Consider the following 22,867-nt stretch of genomic DNA (forward strand, 5'->3'; position numbering starts at 1 on the left):
AGCGATCCTGAGGCGATCGTTAATAAGGGGTGAGAAAATGAGGATTCTAAGCATGATCCATTGATCTTGTAAATGACTTGCGTGTCAGCGTGCGGCCGCGGAGCCGGACAGGTCCTCCAGGGTGCCGGCGCCCGGGAGGCGCAGCCGGGCCAGGGCGCCTCCGCCCGGGGCGTTCTCCAGGACGACCTCTCCCCCGGCGTCCCGTACGGCCTGCGCCACGATGGCCAGGCCCAGACCGGAGCCGGGCATGCTCCGGGCCGACGACGAACGCCAGAAGCGGTCGAACACATAGGGCAGCTCGTCCTGGGCGACGCCGGGGCCGTGGTCGCGCACGGTCAGCTCGCCGCCGCGGAGCCGTACGACCACGGGGCCCCGGCCGCCGGAACCACCGTCCGCCGAGTCCCTCCCGGTCGCGTTTCCCCCGGTCGCACTCTCCCCGGCCGTGTTCTCCCCGGCCGTGTTCTCCGTGTTCTCCCCGGCCGGGCCGTCCGCCGGCGCCCGGGAGAACTTCACCGCGTTGTCGAGCAGGTTGACCACGGCGCGCTGCAGCGCCGCCTCGTCCCCCCGGACGTACCAGGGCCCGACGTCCACCTCGATCGGGATGTCCCCGGCGCGCAGCCTGGCCCGGTCCACCGCCGACCCGACCACCTCGTGGAAGGCGAGCTCGGCGTGCGGCCCGTGCTCCTCCTCACCGCGGGCCAGCTGGAGCAGGTCCCCGATCAGCGTGGACATCTCCTCGAACTGCGCCTTGAGGCTGCCCAGCAGCCGGTGCCGGGCGGCCGGGGCCAGCGGCCGGCCGGTGTTCTCGCTGCGCAGCAGCAGATCGACGTTCGTGCGCAGACTGGTGAGCGGGGTGCGCAGCTCGTGCCCGGCGTCGGCCACCAGCCGGCGCTGCCGTTCACGGGACCCGGCCAGCGCGGCGGTCATCGCGTTGAAGGAGGCGCCCAGCCGGGCGATCTCGTCGGTGCCCTCGACCGGGATCCGGGTGCCGAGATCCTCGGTCCTGGCGATGTGCTCCACCGCGCCGGTCAACCGCTCCACCGGCCGCAGCGTCGTACGGGCGATGAGCCTGCCGGCCGTCGCGGCGCCCACCACGCCGAGCCCGGCGACCCCGGCGAGGATCCCGGCTAGCCCGGTCAGCGTGGTCTGGAACTCTCCCAGCTCACGGGCCTCCATCACCGCGTAGCCCGACCCGATGGAGCGGGTCATCACCCGTACCTCGGCCCCGTCCTCGGTCACCCCGTCCCGGGGTGCGGCGTACGCGCCCTTCGGGGCCTTCGCCAGGGCGAGGTCCGCCGGGACCACCTCGATGGCGGTGTCGCCGACGGCGCACACCCTCCCTGCGGCGTCGACCAGCTGGATCGGCGGGAGGTTCGGCGGCAGCCCGCGCGGGAGGACCCGCTCACCCAGCCCCGGACGGGCCTCGCCCGGTGGAGGGATGTCACGCGGCGGAGGGGTGTCGCCGATCGCGGTGTCTCCCAGGCAGCGGTCGATGATCCACGCGCTCTCCCGGAGCCTCGGCCCGTCGAGGGAGCGGTCCACCTGCTCCAGGAGCGCCGACCGGACGATGAACCAGCAGGCCCCCGCGCACACCGCGATCGCCACGGCCACCGTCGCCGCGACCAGCACGGTCAGCCGCGCGCGCAGGGAGCGGCGGCCCTTCACGGGGCGTTCCGCAGCACGTAGCCGACGCCCCGGACGGTGTGGATCAGCCGGGGGAGCCCGGAGACCTCGGTCTTGCGCCGCAGGTACATGACGTAGACGTCCAGGGAGTTGGACGACGGCTCGAAGTCGAAGCCCCACACCTCGCTGAGGATCTGCTCGCGGGTGAGCACCTGGCGGGGGTGGACCATGAACAGCTCCAGCAGCAGATACTCGGTCCGGGTGAGCTCCAGCGGGACGCCCGCCCGGGTGACCTCCCGGGCGGCGGCGTCCATCCGCAGGTCCCCGAAGACCAGCACGCCGGGGTCCGCGTCCGCCGGGGCGGCCATGGCGCCGCGCCGCAGCAGGGCCCGCACCCGGGCCAGCAGCTCGTCCAGCTCGAACGGCTTGACCAGGTAGTCGTCGGCCCCCGCGTCCAGCCCCGACACCCGGTCGCCCACGGCGTCGCGCGCGGTCAGCATGAGCACCGGCACCCGGTTCCCCGCCGCCCGGAGCCTGCGGCAGGCGGTCAGCCCGTCCAGCCGGGGCATCATCACATCGAGCAGCACCAGCTCGTACGGCTCCCGCTCCAGGGCCTCCAGCGCGGCCTGCCCGTCGACGGCCAGGCCGACCCGGTAGCCCTCGAACTCCAGGCTGTTCTGCAGCGCCTCCCTGAGCGCCGGCTCGTCGTCCACGACCAGCACCCGCACCATCTCACCGTCCCCCATGGTCACCACGGTAGGCGCCCTTCATGAGAGCCTCATGAAGGGACCCGTGCGTTCCCGGTGAGACATGAAGGGACCCGTGCGTTCCCGCTGGGAGACGCCCGCGGGCGATCCTGACGGACGCCTCCCGGACGCGCTCCCGGTGAGCCGCGCAGGAACGCTTCCGGGCATGCTCCCGAAGGCCGCTCAGAAACGCCGAAGGCCGCTCAGGAAACTCCCAGCACCGCCATCGCGGCGTTGTGCCCGGGGATCCCGCTGACCCCGCCGCCGCGCCGGGCGCCCGCCCCGCACAGCAGGATCCGCTCGTGGCCGGTCTCCACCCCCCACGTGCCGGGCTCACCGAACGGCCACGACAGGTCACGGTGGAAGATGTGCCCGCCGGGCAGGCCCGCCTCGTCCTCCAGGTCGACGGGGGTCTTGGCCTCCAGGCAGAGGCTCCCGTCCGGGGCGCGCAGCAGGCACTCCTCGATCGGCTCGGCGAGGACCGCGTCCATCGAGGCGAGGGTCGCGCGCAGCGCCCGCTCCCGGGAGGCGGCCGGATCCTCGCGGAACAGCCGGGCGGGCATGTGCAGGCCGAACAGCGTCATCGTCTGCGCCCCGGCCGCGCGCAGGTCCGGCCCCAGGATCGACGGGTCCGTCAGCGAGTGGCAGTACACCTCGGCCGGGGGCAGGGCCGGGATCCGTCCCCGGGCGGCCTCGGCGTACGCGCGGGCCAGCTGGTCACGGCCCTCGTTGATGTGGAAGGTCCCGCTGAAGGCGGCCACCGGATCGACGTCCGGGTCCCTCAGCCGGGGCAGCCGGGACAGCACCATGTTGACCTTGAGCTGGGCGCCCTCGGGCGCGGGCTCCTCCGTCCCCAGCAGCCGGGCCAGTACGGCGGGCGGCACGCTGGCCAGCACCCGCTCCCCGGTGACCGTGTGCTCCCCGGTCGCGTCGCGGAAGACCACCTCGCCCGCCGGATCGACGGCCACGGCCTCGGCGCCGGTCACGATCTCGGCCCCGGCCGCCCGCGCGATGTCCGCCAGGCCGCCGGAGACCGCGCCCATGCCGCCGACCGGGACGTTCCAGTCCCCGGTGCCGTCGCCGATCACGTGGTAGAGGAAACACCGGTTGGCCAGCAGGTCGTCGCCGCACGGGTCGGCGAAGGTGCCGATGAGGGCGTCGGTGAGCACCACGCCGCGGACGGTGTCGTCGGCGAACCGTTCGTCCACGACCTCGCCGATCGGCCGCTCGAACAGCTCCCGCCAGGCCTCGCGGCCCACCAGGTCGCGCATCGCCGTACGGTCCGCGAGGGGTTCCAGCAGCGTCGGCGCGACCGCCGCCGCCACCTCGGAGGTCATCGCGTAGAACCGGCGCCAGGCGTCGAGGTCGGCGGTGCCGCCGGTGACCCGGGCGAACGACGCGGCGGTGCGGGCGGCGTCGTCGTTGTCCACCAGCAGCCCGGTCTCCCCCGCCGGCGTGTAGGAGGCGTACCGGCGGCGGCGCAGCTCCACCCCGAGCCCCAGATCTTTGACGATCTTGGATGGCAGCAGGCTGACCAGGTAGGAGTAGCGCGAGAGCCGGGCGTCGACCCCGGGGAACGCCCGGGCCGAGACGGCGAGCCCGCCGGTGTGGTCCAGGCGTTCGAGCAGCAGGACCCGGCGGCCGGCCCGGGCGAGATAGGCGGCGGCGACCAGGCCGTTGTGGCCGCCTCCGATGATCACAGCGTCGTAGCGGGAACGCATCATGGTCACATCCAGGGTGAGACGTACGGTGCGACGGACAGCTCCATCGTCACCGAGGTGACGCGGTCAGGCTGATGGCCAGCAGGGTCGCGGCGGGACCGGTGGGGGGACGCCCCCTGCGCCAGACCGCGCGCAGGCTGCGCTCCAGGTCGATGCCCCGGGTGGCCACCTCGGCCAGGCGCCCGGTGGCCAGCTCCGCCTCGACGGCGTAGCCGCTGAGCACCGCCGGGGCGGCGCCCTCGCCGGTGGCCCCCTTGACCGCCGCGTTCGAGCCGAGCTCCAGCCGGGGGGCCGCCGCGTCGTGGCCGGCCAGCGCCCGGTCCAGCGTCTCCCGCGTGCCGGACCCCCGCTCCCGGACCACCAGCGGGGTCGCGGCCAGCTCGGCGGCGAGCAGCGGGGTACGGCGGCGCGCCCACGGATGGCCCGGCGCGACCACGACCACCAGCCGGTCGGCGGCCACCACCCGGGAGACCAGACCCGGCGGCACCGACGGCCCCTCCACGAACCCCAGCTCGATGCCCGCGGCCTCCTCGCCGACCAGCCGGGCCACCTCCGCCGAGTTCTGCACGTCCAGCCCGACCTGCACCTGCGGCTCGCGGCTCTGCAACTCCCCCAGCCAGCGCGGCAGCAGGTACTCGGCCACGGTCATGCTCGCGGCGATGTGCAGGTGCGCCGTCCGCGCGTGCCGTACGGCCTGCGCCCCCCGCATCAGCTCCTCCGCCGCCGCCAGCACCTGCGCCGCCCAGGCCACGACCATCGTGCCCTGGGAGGTGAGCGTGGAGCCCCGGGGGGTGCGCTCCAGCAGCGGCAGGCCCAGGCGGCGCTCCAGAAGCGCGATCCGCTTGCTCGCCGAGGGCTGGGCGATGCCCGCGGCCCGGGCCGCCTGCCCGAGGCTGCCCAGCCGGTCGACGTCGACGAGCAGCCGGAGGGACTCCAGGTCGGGCAGATTACTCATAGCTCTAGGCTATGACGTCCCGATGTCTTTACGTTGTAGATTCGTTTCTTCCGCTCGCTCCGGGGACGGTCCCGGCGGCGGCGCGCCGCGGTCATCGGCGTCTTCCCACCACTGAAGGCGTCCGTCATCGGCCGATCTTCCGATGGACACCTTTCGAGCGGAAACCCTAGCGTGCTCTCTTTAGAACGAAGATCTCTGTTTACACCGTTCTAATCAGGCAAGCATACGGTCCTGACCGAGGAGACAGAACCAGCCCATGCGTACCACCCAGCAGTCGACCGGCACCCCTCTCCGCCCGTCCCAGGAGGTGTCGGCGGCGCTGGCACAGGGTGCGCCGGTCGTGGCACTGGAGTCCACGATCATCTCGCACGGCCTCCCGCAGCCGCGCAATCTTGAGGTGGCGCTCGAACTGGAGGAGATCGTCCGCGAGGCCGGCGCGGTCCCGGCGACGATCGCCGTGCTGGACGGGGTCGCGCGCATCGGCCTGGACCCGGGCGAGCTCAAGCGGATCTCCACCGAGCCCGGCCTGCGCAAGCTGGGCTTGCGCGATCTGCCCGCCGCGACGGCGCTGCGGGCCAGCGGGGCGACCACGGTCTCGGCCACCTCGTTCCTGGCCGCGCGGGCGGGCATCCGCGTCTTCGCCACCGGCGGTCTCGGCGGGGTGCACCGGGGATGGGCCGACAGCCAGGACGAGTCCGCCGACCTCGACACGCTCAGCCGTACCCGCATCACCGTCGTCTGCGCGGGGGTGAAGTCGATCCTGGACGTTCCCGCCACCCTGCAGCGGCTGGAGACCCGGGGCGTCACCGTCGTCGGGTTCCGCACCGACGAGTTCCCCGGGTTCTACCTGCACAGCTCCGGCGAGCGCCTCGACTGGCGGATCGAGGCCCCGGAGCAGGCCGCCGCGATCATGCGGGCCCAGGACGCCCTCGGCGGCCCGGGGACCGCGCTGATCGTGGCCAACCCGGTGCCGCCGGCCGAGCAGCTGGACCCCGCTCTGCACGATCGGGTGCTCGCCGAGGCGCTGGCCGCCGCGGAGCGCGAGAAGGTCACCGGCCAGGCCATCACCCCGTTCCTCCTCGACTACCTGGTGCGCGGCACCGACGGCGCCTCCCTGGAGGCCAATCTCGCTGCCGTACGTGGAAACACCCGCATCGCAGGACAGATCGCGACATCATGGAGCAAGGAAAGCTGAGGCATCCGTGACCGAGATGGGGCTCCTGGTCATCGGCGACGTGGTCACCGACGTCGTCGCGCTTCACGGCGGGGCGGGCCTCTCGTGCCTGGAGGCCGGGACGGACACCGCCGCCGACATCGTGCTCCGTCCGGGCGGCTCGGGGGCCAACACGGCCTCGTGGGCCGCCCGCCTGGGCGCCGACGCCCGGATCCTGACCAGGGTCGGCTCCGACACCGGCGAGTGGCACCGCGCGGAGCTGCGGCGCAGCGGGGTCCGGCCGCACCTGCGGGTGGACCCCGAGCGGCCGACCGCCGTGGTGATCGCCATGGTGGACGTGACCGGGGAACGGTCCATGCTCACCAACCGGGGCGCGGGCGGGCACCTCGGCACCGACGACTGGGAGGAGAACTTGCTCGACGGTGTGGCCCACCTGCACCTGTCGGGCTACACCCTGTTCGCCGAGCCGGGCCTGCGGCTGTCCCGGCTGGCCGTGGCCGAGGCGGCGCGGCGCGGGGTGACGACCAGCGTGGACCCCGCCTCCGCCGGTTTCCTGCGGGCCTTCGGGCCCGAGCGGTTCGTCCGGGAGACCCGCGCGGCCCGGCTGATCATCCCGAACCAGGACGAGGCGCTGCTGCTGGCGGGTGAGACCTCCGTCGAACGGGCGGCCGAGCGGCTCAGCCTCGCGTACGGCACGGCGGCCGTGAAGCTCGGTCCCGGGGGCGCGCTGATGGCCCGGGACGGGCACGTCGTCGCCCGGAGCCCCGGGCTGCCCGCCGAGGTGGTCGACTGCACCGGGGCCGGCGACGCCTTCGCCGCCGGGCTGCTGACCGCCCTGCTGACCGGGGCGGACGACGAGGCCGCGATAGCCGCCGGATGCCGGGCCGGAGCCGAGGCCGTTACCGTCATCGGGGGTCGGCCGCGTATCCTTCAGTCGGATTTGGGTTCCAAGCAGCTTTACCCTCTTACTACCAATTGATAGCTTGCGGCGTAGGCTGCACCATTAGCCACATGCGTCACTTTGGGGAGGTTGCGGTCCGCCGATGGATGCCGAGTCATCGATCTGCCTGAGTGATCTGGTACCGGCCCTGCGCTGGAGTCGTCAGCAGCAGGTCGCCGAAGCCCTCGCCGATCCCCGCCTGCCCGCGGGCTGGTGGTCCTCCGTCACCCTGCCCAAAGCCCTCGGCACCGCGGGCCTGGACTGGATCTGCGACCGGCTGGCCCGGCTCTCGGTGTCCCGCTGGGACCACCTGCCGCTGAGCGACGTCCTGCCCGCCCTGCACGTGCACACGGTCGACCCGACCCTGCCCGGCTGGCCCGAGCCCGCGCGCTCGGCGATCAACGGCCTGGGCGGCTGGTCCCGGCTGCGCCGCCTGACGGCCGGGGACCTCACCGGACCCTCCGTGCCGGCCTCCCCCGAGGTTCTGGTCACCGCGATGTTCCGCGAGGTGCTGGGCCAGATCCCGCAGACCGTCGAGCAGCCCGCTCCGGCCGCGCAGGCCGCCCCCGCGACCGCACCGGCGCAGGCCGCCCCCGCCCCCTCTCCCGCCGGTGCACCCGCGCAGGCCGCCCCCGCGGGCGCACCCGCGCAGCCGGTCCCGGGTACACCCGGCCAGGCCGTCCCGGGCGCGCCCGCCACCCGGCCCTTCCCCGCCGCCTCCGAGCCCCAGGCGCCGCCGCTCCCGGCCCGGCAGTCCGGACCGCCCGCCGTCCCGGCCCAGCCCGACCTCAGCGAATACCCGCTGGTCCGCCTGGTGGACACCATGTTCCGCGACTGGGACCCGCTGGAGCGCGCGGTCGCCGTGGACCGCCTGTTCGCCGTCGACCCGATCAGCCTGCGCGCCCTCGCCCACAAGCTGAACGCCGACCTCGGCGCCCTGTCCGCGGCCCAGCGCGCCGCCGAGGAGCGCCTGCTGCTCTGGCTGCGCTCCTCGGAGTCCGCCCCGCTCACCGGGCACATGTTCGGGCTCACCGAGTGGCTGGGCGCCGCCGCCACCGAGGAGCAGCTCATCGGCGCCGACCCCGCCCACCCCGTCGAGGTCCCCACGCTCCGCACCCCGCTCTGGCGGGTCCTGGTCACCCTGATGCCCGACCGGAGGCTCCAGGACGGCTGGCTCGTCGTCGGCGACCTGACCGGCCTGCGCGAACGCACCCGGCAGCTGCTGGCGGCCAAACCGGCCGACGCCGACATCGTCGTGCTCATGGAGCACCAGCTCGGCATCCGCGCCCGCTCGGCCCAGGCCTGGCTGGACGCGCTCGCCGCGAGCACGAAGCCCGAGACCGCCCCGGCCGCCGAGACCACCCGGCAGCTGCCCCGCCGTACGCCCGGCGCCAACGGCCACCACCGCGGCGGCCAGCCCGTCCCCCAGGTCAACACCTCCACGATCGACCCGCGGGCCGCCCTGGCCACGCTCTCGGCGCTGTCCGGCAACAGCCGTCCGCACCTGATCACCAGTCAGCGCGCCCCGATGCCCCCGCAGACGAGCCCGGCCACCGATCCCAGCCGCTGGCAGCGGATCGAGGTGACCAGCGAGCACCTGCGGGGCGCCCCGGTGGCCGTCCCGGAGGGCTACGCGACCCAGCTGGGCATGCGTCCCGGCACCCTGCTCTCGGTGACCGGCCCGGGCGACAACGCGGTGGTCCTCGTCTGGCGGGACCACCCGGTCTTCGACTCGCTCCAGCCCGTGCTGATGCGCCTGAACGCCCGCCCGGGCGACCAGGTCTACGTGACCGTGGACGGCTACCGCCTGGACGCCCAGCTGCCCAGCTGACGCCCGCCGGGGGCGGGCCATACCGCCGGAACACGGTAACGGCCCGCGCCCGGCGGAGAGGCGCCGGGCACGGGCCGTACCGGATCGAGGGAGGTCAGGCGGCCGAGCAGCTCACCGGGGACGGGACCCCGTTGCTCCCGGACGAGCCGCCGGTGAAGCCGAAGGACGACGAGGCCCCGGCGGAGAGGTTGCCGTTGTGGTCGGCGTTCCGCACCGTGACGGCCGCTCCGCTCTGGCTGTGCCGGCCGTTCCAGAGCTGGGTGACGGTCTGGCCGTTCGGGAAGGACCAGCTCACCGTCCAGCCGGACAGGGCCGCGCCGCCGGTGTTCCTGACCGTCACCTCGGCCTGGAACCCGCCCTGCCAGGAGTTGAGGACCTTGTAGGAGGCCGTGCACTCCTTACCGCCGGTCGGCGTCACCGTGGGGGTCACGGTGGGGGTCACGGTCGGCGTCACGGTGGGGGTCACGGTGGGCTGGGGCGCCGCCATGGCCAGGTCGTAGGCCCGCTGCGGGACGAACTGCCCGGCCCCGGCGATGCAGCCGTCGGCCTCGCCCGGCAGCTTGATCCAGAGGAAGGCGTCGATCATGGAGTCGCCCGTGGCGGTCGTGCTCGGGGTGCCGATGGCCCGCCCGGCGGGGTCGCACCACTCGCTGCCCAGCGGACCGTTGCCGTTGCGGCTGGTGTCGACGACCGCGCGGAGCCGGGAGACTCCGGTGGCGGAGATGACGCTCTTGGCGTACGCCACCTCGGTGGAGGTCCACCGGTAGTTGGAGACGTTGAGCGAGATGCCGTCCGCGCTGTCCGCGACGCCGGCGGCCCGAAGGCGGTTGGCGGCCTCGCCCGCGCCCAGCCAGCCCGAGTGCCCGATGTCGAAGTAGACCTTCGCCTGCGCCGAGGCGGCCTTGAGCTTCTTGCCCGCGTAGGCCATGGAGGCGTTGACCTCCTGCTGCTGGGAGGAGCTCATGCAGTTGGTCATGATCGGAAGCACATCCGGTTCGAGGATGATCGAGGCCGGGCGTCCCTGGAGACCCGCGGCGAGCTCGTCGATCCACTGCCGGTAGGCCGTGTGGCTGGGGGCGCCGCCGGTGCTCGCGCCGCTGCAGTCGCGGTTGGGGATGTTGTAGACGACCAGGATGGGGGCCTTGCCCGCGTTCGCCGCCGCGCCGACGAACGCCGACACCTGGGAGCGGACCGTGGAGGTGTTGGTCGTGGTGAACCAGCGGGCCTGGGGCACCGCGGCGATCCGGTCGCGGATGACCGGGGCCCGGTGGTCACCGGGGTTGGCCGCGACCCACTTGGCCGCGCTGGTCTCCGGGTCGACGTAGAAGGACGAGTCGGCCGCGGCGGCGCCGGCGGCTCCGGCGGTCAGCGACACCGCGGCGCCGGCCGCGACGACCAGCGCCGCGCACACCGTCGCCAGAACGGACTTTCGTGACATGGGATGAACTCCTCGGGGGGCTGCAGAGAGCGCTCCCACGCTAACCGCCCACCCCCCCGCCCCGCCTAACGCGAGCGGCCTCCCTCAGGGGCGCGGAAGCCCTCGAACTGCGCGAACGCCGTGCCCGGCCGGTGAAAGTTTCACGGCGTCCCGGCTGCGGGACCGCGCCGACGCCGGCCGGCTCCGACCGCTGACCGGCTCCGTCCGCCGGCCGCGGTGACGAGGACTGCGGCTCCGCGGCGTACGGCGGGCCTGCCGGGGAGGCGGGCGCGACCGGCGCGGGAGACCAGCCGGAATACTTCTACCTGCGGATATATCGGTTATGTCGACTCGTCGAGTGGGTAGGGGAACCCCTGGTCCGGAGTCCGGCCAGTGCGGCTGTAGCGGGGCGTCACCCACCACGACCGTTCCACGGCAATCATGAGCGTGAGTGGAGGATCCCATGGTTTCCATCCCGATACCGTCCGACGAAGCCGAGCGCGTGGCGGAACTGGCCACCCTGCGTTCCCTGACCGCCATGCCCGAGCCCGACTTCACCTCCATCGCACGGCTCGCCGCGACCCTCTGCCAGGCGCCGCTCGCGCTCGTCACCCTCATCGACAGCGAAGGCCAGGACTACAAGGGCCGCGTCGGCATCACCGTGACCCGCGGCGGCCGGGAGGCGACGGCGTGCTCGTACGTCATCTGCAGCCGCGACGTCCTGGAGATACCCGACGCGCTGTCCGACGAGCGCTTCATCGAGAACCCGTGGGTGACCGGTGAGCCGTACGTGCGGTTCTACTGCGGCGCGCCGATCGTCACCAGCCACGACCACGCCCTGGGCGCGGTGTGCGTGATGGACCACATGCCGCGCCATCTGACCGAGGACCAGCACCAGGCGCTGACCACGCTGGCCACCGCCGTCGCCGGTCTGATGGAGGCCCGTTACTACACCCAGCGCGCCGACGAGATCGTCACCCGGCTGCGGGAGACGGAGGAGCTGAAGAACCAGTTCCTGAGCACCGTCAACCACGAGCTGCGCACCCCGCTGACCTCGATCTCCAGCTACCTGCAGCTGATCCGGGACGGCGAGCTGGACGAGGTGACCGAGCAGAAGTTCCTGCGGGTGATCGAGCGCAACAGCCAGCGCATCCTGGCGCTGATCGACGACCTGCTGCTGATGGCCAGCCTCAACGCCCGCACCGCCGCCCACCGCCCGGGTGAGGTGGACCTGTCCGAACTGGCCCGGCGCGCGGTGGAGAAGGTCATGCCCGTCGCCCGCGAATGCCACCTGCTCGTGGACGTGCGCGCCCCCGGCCCGGTGATGGTGTGGGCCGACGCCGCCCGGCTGGAGCACGCGCTGGCCCAGGTCCTGGACAACGCCATCAAGTTCACCCCGCCCGGCGGGAGCGTCATCGCCGTCGTCGAGGACGGACCGGTCCCGACGATCGAGGTGCGCGACACCGGCATCGGCATCACCCCGGCGGACCTGGAGCACGTGCTGGAGGACTTCTACCGCGGCGGCGAGGCGGAGGAACGGGCGATCAGCGGCACCGGCGTGGGGCTGTCCATCACCAACAAGATCGTCCAGCTGCACAGCGGGCGGGTGCACATCGACAGCAGGCCCGGCCGCGGCACCAGGGTGCGCATCAGCCTGCCCGGCAGGGCCGACGGCACGCTGTCGGAGGCCGCCCGGGGCAACGGCCGGGCCGTGCGCCGCTAGAGGCGGCTGGGAAGGGGCTGGAGGGCGGCGAGGACCCCGGCGGGGGCTTCGGCGAAGAAGCGGACCTCGGTGACCTCGGCGCTCTCCCCCAGGGGCCGGACGACGGTGACGGGCTCCGACAGCGTCACGACCACGTTCGTCTGGGAGGAGACCGCCACGCCGAGCCGCCCGTCCCGCACGCTCACCATGCCGGGCTCGTTGTAGTTGCGAGCCGTCCGCACCGAGGAGATCAGCTCGCGGGGGATGCGCAGGTCGAGGTAGACGCCGTAGCGGACGCGCAGCTCGTCGGCGGAGACCACGTGGGGCCGGGTGACGCAGGCCGCGGCGAGCGCCAGGCCGTACAGGATCCCGTAGACGTCGAGCACCAGCACCGTGATCCGCACCCCGTCCGGCACCTCCAGCGCCCGCAGGAGGATCTCCACGCCCACCGTCTCCACGACCATCGCGAACATCAACATCACCCACATCGTGGCCTGCCCTCCCCAGTACGGCACCGCGGTGGCACCGGGCGACATCCCGGCGCGGTGGCGCACGGCCCACTGGAGAAGACTGAGCACGCTCCTCAGCTCGAACTCCATGATCCTGCGCACCTTCACCGGCACCAGCCGGTGGACGGTCGCCCGCAGCGCCGCCCGCCGGCCCGCGCCGCCGCGGCGCTCGGCCCGGAACAGCCGCCAGGCGACCGCCGTCTCCAGGAGGAACACCGCCGCCACGAGTGTCTCAGCCGCCACGATCACCGGGAGGGGAAGCGACACCCCCGACACCAGCAGGACCGCGACCAGCAGTTCGACGGGCAGGACGGCGAACAGCGCGGCACGGGCGACCTTGAGCATCACGCACTCTCCTTCACAATGGTCATGGCCTGCACGAACACCTCGATCTGAGCCGGGGACAGCTCGGTGGCCAGCGCCTCCAGCCACGCCCCGCCCCCGGACTCTCGCGGGCCGGGCGGAGAGGTGGCGGCAACGGGCTGGGATCCGAGATCCCGGGGCATGTGCTCGACCATCGCCGCCGCCATCTCCCCGGGAAGGTGGGCGACGAGGTCGGCGGCGAGCGGGGGGATGCGGGGATCGTCGAGCTCTGCGCCGGCGAGCTCGTCGATCCGCCTGTACAGCTCGTGCCCGCGGGCCAGGGCCTCGGGCTCGGTGAGCGGGCGCAGCATGCCGATCATCCGCTCCCGCTCGACCGGGTCGGCCGCGGTGTCCACCAGGGCCAGCATCTCCCGGTCGATCGCGGCGACCGCCGTGCCCCCGGACGACAGATCGCGCAACAGCGCCGCCACGTCGGGAGAGACCGTCGAGTCCGGGTGCAGATCCGCCTCCGCCAGCAGCGCGGCCAGCCGGGCCCGCCGCAGGGCGATCGCCTCCTGCTGCCTGGCCAGGTCGGCGTCCAGCTCCGCCAGCACCTCGCGAAGCTCCTTGCCCTGGTCGTCGGCGAGCACGTCGCGGATCTCCTCCAGGGACAGGCCCAGCTCGGCCAGCCTCCGCACCCGCGCCAGGACGACCGCGTCCCGGAGCCGGTATTCGCGGTAGCCGTTGGGCAGCCGTACCGGCTCGGGGAGAAGACCCAGCTGGTGGTAGTGGCGCACGGTCCGGGTGGACACCCCGACCAGCGCGGCGAGTTCGCCGATCCGCATGCCCTCATTAGAAACGTTGACGCTACGTCAAGGTCAAACACGCCACGGGATCGCCGGGCGCGGAACCGCGGCGACAGGCCGGCTGGATGTCCGCCGCCCGCGCGACCGGCGGACCGGGCTGCGGAGGGAAGTCACAGAGGGTAGCGGATCCCGGTCAGGCGCTCGGACTCGTCCCACACCTTCGCCTGCAGGACGGCGTCGCGCGAACGGCCGCTGGAACGGGCCCGGACCGGATGTCCGCCCACCCCTGCCGGTCCGGAGGGGCCGTAGTAGTCGCCTCCCCGGGCTCCGGGGTCGGTGGCGGCGCGTAACGTGGGCAAGGCGCCCATGGGTGCCGTCTGGAACAGCAGCGGCCCGGCGGTGCGGTTGAGGAAGCGGATCACCCCGGGCAGGGAGCGGGAGATCGCGGTGCCGCCCACCAGCCCCGGGTGGGCCGCCAGTGCCGCCGTCTGAACGCCTCCGGCGCTCAGACGGCGCTGGAGCTCATAGGTGAACAACACGTTGGCCAGTTTCGCGCGGCCGTAGGCGGCGAAGCGGTTGTAGGAGCGCTCGGAGTTCAGGTCGTCCAGCCCGATCCAGCCCCAGTGGTGGGCGAGGCTGGCGACGGTGACGACCCGGGAGCCGGGCACCGGCATCATCAGATCGAGCAGGAGGCCGGTCAGCGCGAAGTGCCCCAGATGGTTGACGGCCAGTTGCAGTTCGAACCCGTCGACGGTCCGGACCGGCGGCGTCGCCATCACCCCGGCGTTGTTGATCAGCAGATCGATCCGGCCGTACCGGTCCCGCACCTGCCCGGCCGACCGCCGTACGGAGGCCAGTGAGGCCAGGTCCACCGGGACGACCTCGGCACGGGGACCGACGAGTTCGGCCGCGCGCGCGGCCTTGACCGTGTCGCGGCAGGCCAGCACCACCGTGGCGCCCTTGACCGCCAGTGCCCGGGCGGTCTGGAGGCCGATCCCGGAGTCCGCCCCGGTGACCACCGCGATCCGCCCGTTCTGATCGGGGATGTCGTCATAGCTCCAGCGGCCTGTGCTCATGACTTCTGCCCTTCCCCGGATCGGGAGAGTTTCTCCGCCTGCACGGCGGCGGCCCGCGGCGTCACCCCCTTTCCGGCTCCATCCCGCCCGGGCAGAAGTACTCCATGAAGGTCTCCGTCGACGCCGACGGAAAGATCGACTACATGCTCTTCGAGCCCAAGTAGCCGACCGGGCGAAACAGCCGACCGGGGCGGCACCGGCGTCGGCACGGGCGGCGCCGACGACGGCGCCGCCCTCGCCGGCGCGCCCGGCTCCGGATCAGAGGTCGCCCAGGCCGAGCTGGCGGGCGATCAGCATGCGCTGGACCTCGCTGGTGCCCTCGCCGATCTCCAGGATCTTCGCGTCGCGGTAGAAGCGGCCGACCGGGTACTCGTTCATGAACCCGTACCCGCCGAAGATCTGGGTGGCGTCGCGGGCGTTGTCCATCGCGGCGTTGGAGGAGACCAGCTTGGCGATGGCCGCCTCCTTCTTGAACGGCTCGCCGGCCAGCATCTTCTCCGCCGCGTGGTAGTAGGCCAGGCGGGCGGTGTGGGTGCGGACCTCCATGTCGGCGATCTTGAACTGGATGGCCTGGTAGTGGCCGATCGGGTGACCGAACGCCTGGCGGTCGCGGACGTAGCGCAGGCACTCGTCCACGCAGCCCTGGGCCAGGCCGACCGAGAGCGCCGCGATCGCGACGCGGCCCTCGTCGAGGGTCTGCAGGAACTGCGCGTAGCCCCGGCCGCGCTCGCCGAGCAGGTTCTCCGCGGGCACCCGGCAGTCGGTGAAGGACAGCTCGCGGGTGTCGGAGCAGTTCCAGCCGACCTTGGAGTACTTCTTGGCGACGGTGAAGCCGGGCGTGCCCGCCGGGACCAGGATCGTGGAGATCTCGGGACGGCCGTCGGCGCGCCGCCCGGTGATCGCGGCCACGCCGACGACGCCGGTGATGTCGGTGCCGGAGTTGGTGATGAACGCCTTCGAACCGTTGATCACCCACTCGTTCCCGTCGAGCACGGCCGTGGTCCGCATGCCGCCCGGCACGTCGGAGCCGCCGCCCGGCTCGGTCAGGCCGAAGGCGCCCAGCATCTCGCCGGTGGTCAGCTTCGGCAGCCACTCGGCGCGCTGCTCGGCCGTGCCGAACCGGTAGATCGGCATCGCGCCCAGCGAGACCGCGGCCTCCACGGTGATCGAGACGCTGGAGTCGACCCGGGCCAGTTCCTCCAGGGCCAGGCAGAGCGCGAAGTAGTCGCCGCCCATGCCGCCGTACTCCTCCGGGATGGGCAGGCCGAACAGGCCCATCTGGCCCATCTGGCGGACGATGTCGTAGGGGAACTCCTCGCGTTCGTACAGCTCGCCGATCACCGGGGCCACCACGTCGCGGGCGAAGGCCTCGACGGTCTTGCGCAGGTCCTCGTACTCTTCGGTCAGCTTCATGGGTTCGAACTCCTAGGAGAGGGCCTGGACGACCCGGGAGGGACTGGGGCGGCCGAGCCGGGCGGCCAGCCAGGTGCTGGTCTCCACCAGCGTGTTCAGGTCGAGGCCGGTCTCCACGCCGAGGCCGTGCAGCATCCAGACCAGGTCCTCGGTGGCGAGGTTGCCGGTGGCGCTCTCGGCGTACGGGCAGCCGCCGATGCCGCCGGTGGAGGCGTCCACCACGGTCACGCCCGCGCGCAGCGCCGCCAGCGTGTTGGCCAGGGCCTGGCCGTAGGTGTCGTGGAAGTGCACCGCCAGCTTCTCGGGGCCGCCGAACGCCTCGATCAGGGCGGTCACGTGCCCGGGGGTGCCGACGCCGATGGTGTCGCCGAGCGAGAGCTCGTAGCAGCCGAGGTCGAGCAGCCTGCGCCCCACCTCGACGACCTGGGCGACCGGGGTCGGCCCCTCCCACGGGTCACCGAAGCACATCGAGACGTACGCCCTGACCTTCAGCCCGTGCTCCAGCGCCCGTGAGACGACCGGCGCGAACATCTCGAACTGCGAGTCGAGCGTGCGGTTGAGGTTCTTGGCGGCGAACGTCTCGGTGGCGCTGCCGAAGATCGCGATCTCCGTGACACCGTGTTCGAGCGCCCGGTCGAGGCCGCGCTCGTTGGGCACGAGCACCGGGTAGCGGACCCCGGGCGCCCGCTCCATCGACGTCAGCAGCTCGGCGGCGTCGGCCAGCTGCGGCACCCATTTGGGGTGGACGAAGCTCGTCGCCTCGATCACCCGGTGCCCGGCCGCCGCCAGCCGGGCCACGAACTCGGCCTTGACCTCGACGGGGACCACCGCGGACTCGTTCTGCAGCCCGTCGCGCGGCCCGACCTCGTAGACCGTGACCCGCTCCGGCAGGCCCTCCATCCGGTACGGCTCCCGCGTCACACCCTCCACCCGGTCCTCCATCCGGCCCTCCGTCCGGCCCTCCGTCCGGTACGGCTCCCGCCGCGCGCCCCGGCCATCACGCCTCCCCGTCCCGCCGGACGACGGCCAGGACCGCGTCCATGTCGACCGCCTGGCCCGCGCGGACCGGCAGCTCGGCGACCGTTCCCGCCGCGGGGGCGGTCACGGTGTGCTCCATCTTCATCGCCTCGACGATGACCAGCGGCTGGCCCTCCTCGACCCGCTCCCCGGCCGTCGCCTTCACCACGAGCACGGTGCCGGGCATCGGGCTGCGGACCACGCCGTCCCCGGTCCCGGCCGCACCCGCCCGGTCCCCCGGGTCGCCCAGGTGGTGGCGGGTGAGCGCCCAGGCGTTCCCGTCGCGGCCGAGCCAGACCGTGTCGCCGTCGCGGGCGACCGCGTAGCGCCGCCGTACCCCGTCGAGGGTGACCAGCAGCACCGATCCGTCTGTCTCCAGGCGTGCCCGTACGGTCCTGCCCGCTCCCGGTTCCGCGGCGTCACCGGTCTCCCGCGGGGGGAGCCGGACCTCGGCGCCGGAGGCGGGCAGGCCCCGCACGCCGATGTCGGCGGCGCCGTCGCGGCTCTCCAGGCGGCAGGTGGTCCAGGCGGCCGGGGAGCCGGGCCGCCAGCCGTCCGGGACGTCCCACGGGTCGGCCGGGGCGGCGGGCACCCACTCGTGCTGGAGGACCAGGGCGGCGGCGGCCAGGACGTCCTCGGGCGCCCCCGTCCCCGGGACCAGGGCGTCGAGGTGCCGCTCGACCAGGCCGGTGTCGAGGTCTCCCGCGGTCACCCCGGGGTGGGTGATCAGTGCCCGCAGGAACGCGATGTTCGTCGTCACACCGAGGACGGTCGTCGCGGCGAGGGCGCCGTCGAGGGTGCGCAGCGCGCTCGCGCGGTCGGGCCCCCAGGCGATGACCTTCGACAACATCGGGTCGTAGTCGCTGCCGACCGTCCCGCCGACCATGAGACCGGAGTCCACCCGGACCTCGCCGGGGGTGCCGGGTTCGTGGAGGGCGAGGATGCGGCCGCCGGTCGGCAGGAAGCCGCGGGCGGGGTCCTCGGCGTAGACGCGGGCCTCGACGGCGTGGCCGTGGAGCCGTACGCCGTCCTGGGTGAGCGGGAGCGGCTCGCCCGCCGCCACCCGCAGCTGGAGCTCGACCAGGTCCAGGCCGGTGACCATCTCGGTGACCGGGTGCTCGACCTGCAGGCGGGTGTTCATCTCCATGAAGTAGTAGTCGGCCGTGGAGCCCTGGACGATGAACTCCACCGTCCCGGCGCCGACGTAGCCGACGGACCGGGCCGCCTCCACCGCGGCGGCGCCCATCCGGGCCCGGGTCTCCGGGTCCAGCAGCGGGGACGGCGCCTCCTCGATGATCTTCTGGTGCCGGCGCTGCAGGCTGCACTCGCGCTCGCCCAGGTGGATGACGTTGCCGTGGGCGTCGGCCAGCACCTGGATCTCGATGTGCCGGGGGTTCTCCACGAACCGCTCGATCAGCAGGGTCGCGTCGCCGAACGCGGCGGCGGCCGTACGGCGGGCGGACTCCAGCGCGTCCGGCAGCTCGGCGGCGGAGCGGACCAGCACCATGCCCTTGCCGCCGCCGCCGGCCGACGGCTTGATCAGCGCGGGGAAGCCGATGGCGGCGGTGAGCAGGTCGTCGTCCGGCTCGGCCGCGCCGGGGACCACCGGCACCCCGGCCGCCGCGACGGTCGCCTTGGCGCGGATCTTGTCGCCCATGGCCTCGATGGCCTCCGGCGGCGGCCCGACGAAGACCAGCCCGGCCTCGGCGCAGCGCCGGGCGAAGGCGGTGTTCTCCGCCAGGAAGCCGTAGCCGGGGTGGACGGCCTGGGCTCCGGTGGCCGCGGCGGCCTCGACGATGGCCTCGATGTCGAGGTAGCCCCCGGGCAGCCGGACCGCGACGTCGGCCTCGCGGGCGTGCCGGGCCCCGGCGTCGGCGTCGCTGTGGACGGCGGCCGAGCGGATGCCCAGCCGCCGGAGGGTGCGGATGATCCGCAGGGCGATCTCGCCCCGGTTGGCGATGAGGACGGTGTGGAACATCGCGGTCACATCCGGAAGACGCCGTAGCCGACAGGGTCGAGGGGGGCGTTGGCCGAGGCGGACAGGGCCAGGCCCAGGACGGTGCGGGTGTCGAGCGGGTCGATGACGCCGTCGTCCCACAGGCGGGCGGTGGAGTAGTAGGGGTTGCCCTGGTTCTCGTACTGCTCGCGGATGGGCCGCTTGAACTCCTCTTCCTCCTGCGCGCTCCAGGAGTCGCCGAGCTGGTCGCGGCGGACGGTGGCGAGCACGGTGGCGGCCTGCTCGCCGCCCATCACCGAGATGCGGGCGTTGGGCCACATCCACAGGAAGCGGGGCGAGTAGGCGCGCCCGGCCATGGCGTAGTTGCCCGCGCCGAACGAGCCGCCGATGACGACGGTGAACTTGGGCACCCGGGCGCAGGAGACGGCGGTGACCATCTTCGCGCCGTGCTTGGCGATGCCCCCGGCCTCGTAGGCCCTGCCGACCATGAAGCCGCTGATGTTCTGCAGGAAGACCAGCGGGATGGAGCGGCGGTCGCACAGCTCGATGAAGTGCGCGCCCTTGAGCGCGGACTCGGCGAACAGGATGCCGTTGTTGGCGATGATCCCGACCGGGTGGCCGTGGATGCGGGCGAAGCCGGTGACGAGGGTGGAACCGTACTCGGCCTTGAACTCGCCGAAGCGGCTGCCGTCGACGATGCGGGCGATGACCTCGCGGACGTCGTACGGCGTGCGGGTGTCGGCGGGGACGATGCCGTACAGGTCGCGGGGGTCGTGCGCGGGCTCCTCGGAGGGCGCGCGCTCCCACGGCGCGGGCGGCCGGGGGCCCAGGGTCGAGACGATGTCGCGGACGATCCGCAGCGCGTGCGCGTCGTCCTCGGCCAGGTGGTCGGTGACGCCGCTGACCCGGGCGTGCAGGTCGCCGCCGCCCAGTTCCTCGGCGGTGACCTCCTCACCGGTGGCGGCCTTCACCAGCGGCGGGCCGCCCAGGAAGATCGTGCCCTGGTTCCGCACGATGACGGCCTCGTCGCTCATCGCCGGGACGTAGGCGCCGCCCGCCGTGCAGGAGCCGAGGACCGCGGCGATCTGCGGGATGCCCCGCGCCGACATGGTGGCCTGGTTGTAGAAGATCCGGCCGAAGTGCTCGCGGTCCGGGAAGACCTCGTCCTGCCGGGGCAGGAACGCGCCGCCGGAGTCGACGAGGTAGACGCACGGCAGGTTGTTGCAGAGGGCGACCTCCTGGGCCCGCAGGTGCTTCTTGACCGTGATCGGGTAGTAGGTGCCGCCCTTGACGGTGGCGTCGTTGGCGACGACCACGCACTCGCGGCCGGAGATCCGGCCGACGCCGGTGATGATCCCGGCGGCGGGGGCCTCGTCGCCGTACAGGCCGGTGGCCGCCAGCTGGGAGAGCTCCAGGAAGCGCGAACCGGCGTCGAGCAGGGTGTCCACCCGGTCGCGGGGCAGCAGCTTGCCGCGCGAGACGTGCCGGGCCCGCGCCTTCTCCGGACCGCCCAGCGCGGCGGTCGCGACCCGCTCGCGCAGGTCGGCGACGAGCCGCTCGTTGGTCCCGGCGTTGGCCTTGAACGCCTCGCCGCCCGGGTCGCAGGTGCTCCGCAGCACCGGCCAGCCACCCATGTGAGCCCCCTCCACCCGGCTCCGTCGCCGGGGTTAACGGTCACTAACCCTGCCGAGGATGTTAGTCATCATTAACGTCACCGTCTACCATGCGAAAGGTGACGACTGCCCAGACCCCTACCCGCAATCGCGGGTCTCGGCGCACGGAGATCCTGGACGCCGCCGCCAGGCTGTTCGCGGCGCGCGGCTTCCACGGCGTCTCCATCGAGGACATCGGCGCGGCGGTCGGCACCTCGGGCCCCGCCCTGTACCGGCACTTCAGCGGCAAGGAGGCGCTGCTGGCCGAGATGCTGCTGGACATCAGCGGGCGGCTGCACGCCTCGGCGGCCGCCCGGGTCACCGCGGCCCCGGATGCCGAGAACGCGCTGGACGGGCTGCTCAACGGTCAGATCGAGTTCGCGCTCGGCCATCCCGCGCTGATCACCGTGCACGACCGCGAGCTCGGCAACGTCCCCGAGCCGGCCCGGCGGCAGATCCGCCGGCTCCAGCGCCTGTACGTCGAGGAATGGGTCACGGTGCTGAGCGAGCTCTACCCCGGCTGCCCGCCGTCCCGGCTGCGCGCCGCCACCCACGCGGTCTTCGGGCTGCTCAACTCCACTCCGCACAGCGCGGGCGAGCTCCCCCCGGAGACGATGGCCCCGCTGCTGCGCGCGATGGCCCGCGCGGCGCTCGCGCAGGCCGGAAATCAGCTCGCGCAAGCCGGAAATTAACGGTTACTAACAAAGGGGCGCACGACCGGCACGGACGCGCGCCCCGGGCGGCATGCGGACCGCGCACCCGGCCGCGGCGCCCAACCGTCCGCCACCGCCACCGCCACCGCCACCGCCACCGCCACCGCCACCGGCACCGGCACCGGCACCGGCACCGGCACCGGCACCGGCACCGGCACCGGAGCCGGGATCCGAGCCCCCGATCAGGGGCTACCCTGCCACCTATAAAGATATATCTTTATTATATCTTGATATTCGGTATATTTCGCCCTAGGGGCAATGACAAGACGGAACCGGGCTCACGGAGAAGAATCAGGCGAGACGCACGGAGGGCGGTGGCGATGGCTGAACCGGCGGTGGCGGTCAGGGACCTCACGAAGACCTACGGGAAGATCGAGGCCGTCAAGGGCATCGGCTTCGAGGTGGCGCCCGGCGAGGTGTTCGGATTCCTCGGGCCGAACGGCGCGGGCAAGACCACCACGATCAGCATGCTCTGCACGCTCGCCCACCCCACCGGCGGCTCGGCCACGGTCGCCGGGCACGATGTGGTGCGCGAGCGCGACGAGGTGCGGCGCAACATCGGGTTGGTCTTCCAGGATCCGACACTGGACGGATACCTGACCGCCGAGCAGAACCTCAGGTTCCACGCCGAGCTGTACGGCGTGCCCAGGGCGCTGGTGGGCGACCGGATCAGGCAGGTGATGGAGATGGTCGCCCTGTGGGAGCGCAGGGGCGACAAGGTCCAGAACTTCTCCGGCGGCATGAAGCGCCGGCTGGAGATCGCCCGGGGGTTGCTGCACTCCCCCAGGGTGCTGTTCCTGGACGAGCCCACCGTCGGGCTGGACCCGCAGACCCGCTCGGCCATCTGGGGCTACATCAACCGGCTCCGGCGCGCCGAGGACATCACGATCTTCATGACCACCCACTACATGGACGAGGCCGAGTTCTGCGACCGGATCGCGATCATCGACCACGGGGAGATCGTCGTGATCGACTCCCCGGAGGCGCTCAAGGCGAGCGTCGGCGAGGACCGGGTCCAGATCCAGACCGCCGACGACGACGCCGCGATCACCGCGCTGGGCGAGCGCTTCGGGCTGGAGGCCGCGGTCCGCGAGGGCCAGGTGACGTTCGCGGTCGCCTCGGGCGAGCAGTTCGTCCCCCGGCTCTTCGCCGAACTGGGTGTGCCGATCCGCTCGGTGAGCGTGTCGCGGCCGTCTCTCGACGACGTGTTCATGTCCTACACCGGATCGACCATCCGCGACGCCGAGGCCGAGAACTCGATGAACGCCTGGATGCGGGTCATGGCCCGCCGCTGAACGGCCCGCACGGATAT

Annotated in this window: 18 protein-coding genes; 6 read left to right on the top strand and 12 right to left on the bottom strand. The window is 73.0% G+C overall.

All coding sequences use genetic code 11. The features are described 5' to 3' along the window. Positions 1–84 precede the first annotated feature (84 nt). The 4 genes from IEZ08_RS15580 to IEZ08_RS15595 all read right to left on the bottom strand — a co-directional run bounded on the left by IEZ08_RS15580 (position 85) and on the right by IEZ08_RS15595 (position 5,045). Positions 85–1,665 (bottom strand): sensor histidine kinase, encoded by a 1,581-nt coding sequence (locus IEZ08_RS15580; RefSeq protein ID WP_068924461.1) that lies wholly within the window; start codon positions 1,663–1,665, stop codon positions 85–87. Then, on the bottom strand, positions 1,662–2,369 hold the full coding sequence (locus IEZ08_RS15585; protein WP_068928938.1) for a response regulator transcription factor: 708 nt from the start codon (positions 2,367–2,369) through the stop codon (positions 1,662–1,664). The genes IEZ08_RS15580 and IEZ08_RS15585 overlap by 4 nt, the downstream gene beginning before the upstream one ends. Before the next feature lie 203 nt (positions 2,370–2,572). Continuing rightward, on the bottom strand, positions 2,573–4,093 hold the full coding sequence (locus IEZ08_RS15590; RefSeq protein WP_068924463.1) for a phytoene desaturase family protein: 1,521 nt from the start codon (positions 4,091–4,093) through the stop codon (positions 2,573–2,575). Between the two features lie 46 nt (positions 4,094–4,139). Then, positions 4,140–5,045, bottom strand: a complete 906-nt coding sequence (locus IEZ08_RS15595) for a LysR family transcriptional regulator (RefSeq protein WP_068924465.1) — start codon at positions 5,043–5,045, stop codon at positions 4,140–4,142. A gap of 256 nt (positions 5,046–5,301) precedes the next feature. Between IEZ08_RS15595 and IEZ08_RS15600 the strand changes: the two genes are divergently transcribed. The 3 genes from IEZ08_RS15600 (at position 5,302) to IEZ08_RS15610 (ending at position 8,990) form a co-directional block, all read left to right on the top strand. After that, the gene (locus IEZ08_RS15600) at positions 5,302–6,240 is read left to right on the top strand and encodes a pseudouridine-5'-phosphate glycosidase (RefSeq protein ID WP_068924466.1); all 939 of its coding nucleotides are present in this window, start codon (positions 5,302–5,304) and stop codon (positions 6,238–6,240) included. Positions 6,241–6,256: 16 nt separating this feature from the next. Then, entirely contained in the window at positions 6,257–7,198 is a 942-nt protein-coding gene (locus IEZ08_RS15605) for a carbohydrate kinase family protein (RefSeq protein ID WP_068928939.1), read from the top strand. A gap of 64 nt (positions 7,199–7,262) precedes the next feature. Further along, positions 7,263–8,990, top strand: coding sequence for a serine/threonine-protein kinase (locus tag IEZ08_RS15610; RefSeq protein ID WP_189242367.1), 1,728 nt, complete (start codon positions 7,263–7,265; stop codon positions 8,988–8,990). A 94-nt stretch (positions 8,991–9,084) separates the two neighbouring features. Here the strand turns inward: IEZ08_RS15610 and IEZ08_RS15615 are convergent, their stop codons facing one another. After that, positions 9,085–10,428, bottom strand: coding sequence for a glycoside hydrolase family 6 protein (locus IEZ08_RS15615; protein ID WP_189242368.1), 1,344 nt, complete (start codon positions 10,426–10,428; stop codon positions 9,085–9,087). A gap of 442 nt (positions 10,429–10,870) precedes the next feature. On the opposite strand from IEZ08_RS15615, the gene IEZ08_RS15620 reads away from it, so the two are divergent. Further along, the gene (locus IEZ08_RS15620; RefSeq protein ID WP_068928941.1) at positions 10,871–12,130 is read left to right on the top strand and encodes a GAF domain-containing sensor histidine kinase; all 1,260 of its coding nucleotides are present in this window, start codon (positions 10,871–10,873) and stop codon (positions 12,128–12,130) included. On the opposite strand, the gene IEZ08_RS15625 is transcribed toward IEZ08_RS15620, so the two are convergent. From IEZ08_RS15625 to IEZ08_RS15655, 7 genes are all read right to left on the bottom strand, one after another. Further along, entirely contained in the window at positions 12,127–12,963 is an 837-nt protein-coding gene (locus IEZ08_RS15625; protein WP_068924468.1) for a hypothetical protein, read from the bottom strand. The genes IEZ08_RS15620 and IEZ08_RS15625 overlap by 4 nt on opposite strands. Next, positions 12,963–13,766, bottom strand: coding sequence for a MerR family transcriptional regulator (locus IEZ08_RS15630; protein WP_068924469.1), 804 nt, complete (start codon positions 13,764–13,766; stop codon positions 12,963–12,965). Before IEZ08_RS15630 ends, IEZ08_RS15625 begins: the two co-directional genes overlap by 1 nt. A 131-nt stretch (positions 13,767–13,897) precedes the next feature. Beyond that, complete coding sequence (locus IEZ08_RS15635; RefSeq protein ID WP_068924470.1) at positions 13,898–14,803, bottom strand: oxidoreductase; 906 nt, start codon at positions 14,801–14,803, stop codon at positions 13,898–13,900. A 258-nt stretch (positions 14,804–15,061) separates the two neighbouring features. Further along, the gene (locus IEZ08_RS15640; protein ID WP_068924471.1) at positions 15,062–16,216 is read right to left on the bottom strand and encodes an acyl-CoA dehydrogenase family protein; all 1,155 of its coding nucleotides are present in this window, start codon (positions 16,214–16,216) and stop codon (positions 15,062–15,064) included. Between the two features lie 12 nt (positions 16,217–16,228). Next, positions 16,229–17,158 carry a hydroxymethylglutaryl-CoA lyase gene (locus IEZ08_RS15645; RefSeq protein ID WP_068924472.1) on the bottom strand — a complete coding sequence of 310 codons (930 nt, stop codon included), beginning with the start codon at positions 17,156–17,158 and terminating at the stop codon, positions 16,229–16,231. Positions 17,159–17,213: 55 nt separating this feature from the next. Next, on the bottom strand, positions 17,214–19,211 hold the full coding sequence (locus IEZ08_RS15650) for an ATP-binding protein (RefSeq protein ID WP_068928942.1): 1,998 nt from the start codon (positions 19,209–19,211) through the stop codon (positions 17,214–17,216). Positions 19,212–19,216: 5 nt separating this feature from the next. Beyond that, complete coding sequence (locus IEZ08_RS15655; protein WP_068924473.1) at positions 19,217–20,824, bottom strand: carboxyl transferase domain-containing protein; 1,608 nt, start codon at positions 20,822–20,824, stop codon at positions 19,217–19,219. A gap of 89 nt (positions 20,825–20,913) precedes the next feature. Between IEZ08_RS15655 and IEZ08_RS15660 the strand changes: the two genes are divergently transcribed. Further along, positions 20,914–21,534, top strand: a complete 621-nt coding sequence (locus tag IEZ08_RS15660) for an SACE_7040 family transcriptional regulator (protein WP_189242369.1) — start codon at positions 20,914–20,916, stop codon at positions 21,532–21,534. A 341-nt stretch (positions 21,535–21,875) separates the two neighbouring features. Further along, on the top strand, positions 21,876–22,850 hold the full coding sequence (locus IEZ08_RS15665) for an ATP-binding cassette domain-containing protein (RefSeq protein ID WP_189242370.1): 975 nt from the start codon (positions 21,876–21,878) through the stop codon (positions 22,848–22,850). Positions 22,851–22,867 lie beyond the last annotated feature (17 nt).

Origin of the sequence: Planobispora rosea (assembly GCF_014648175.1) — a bacterium.
Classification (GTDB): domain Bacteria; phylum Actinomycetota; class Actinomycetes; order Streptosporangiales; family Streptosporangiaceae; genus Planobispora; species Planobispora rosea.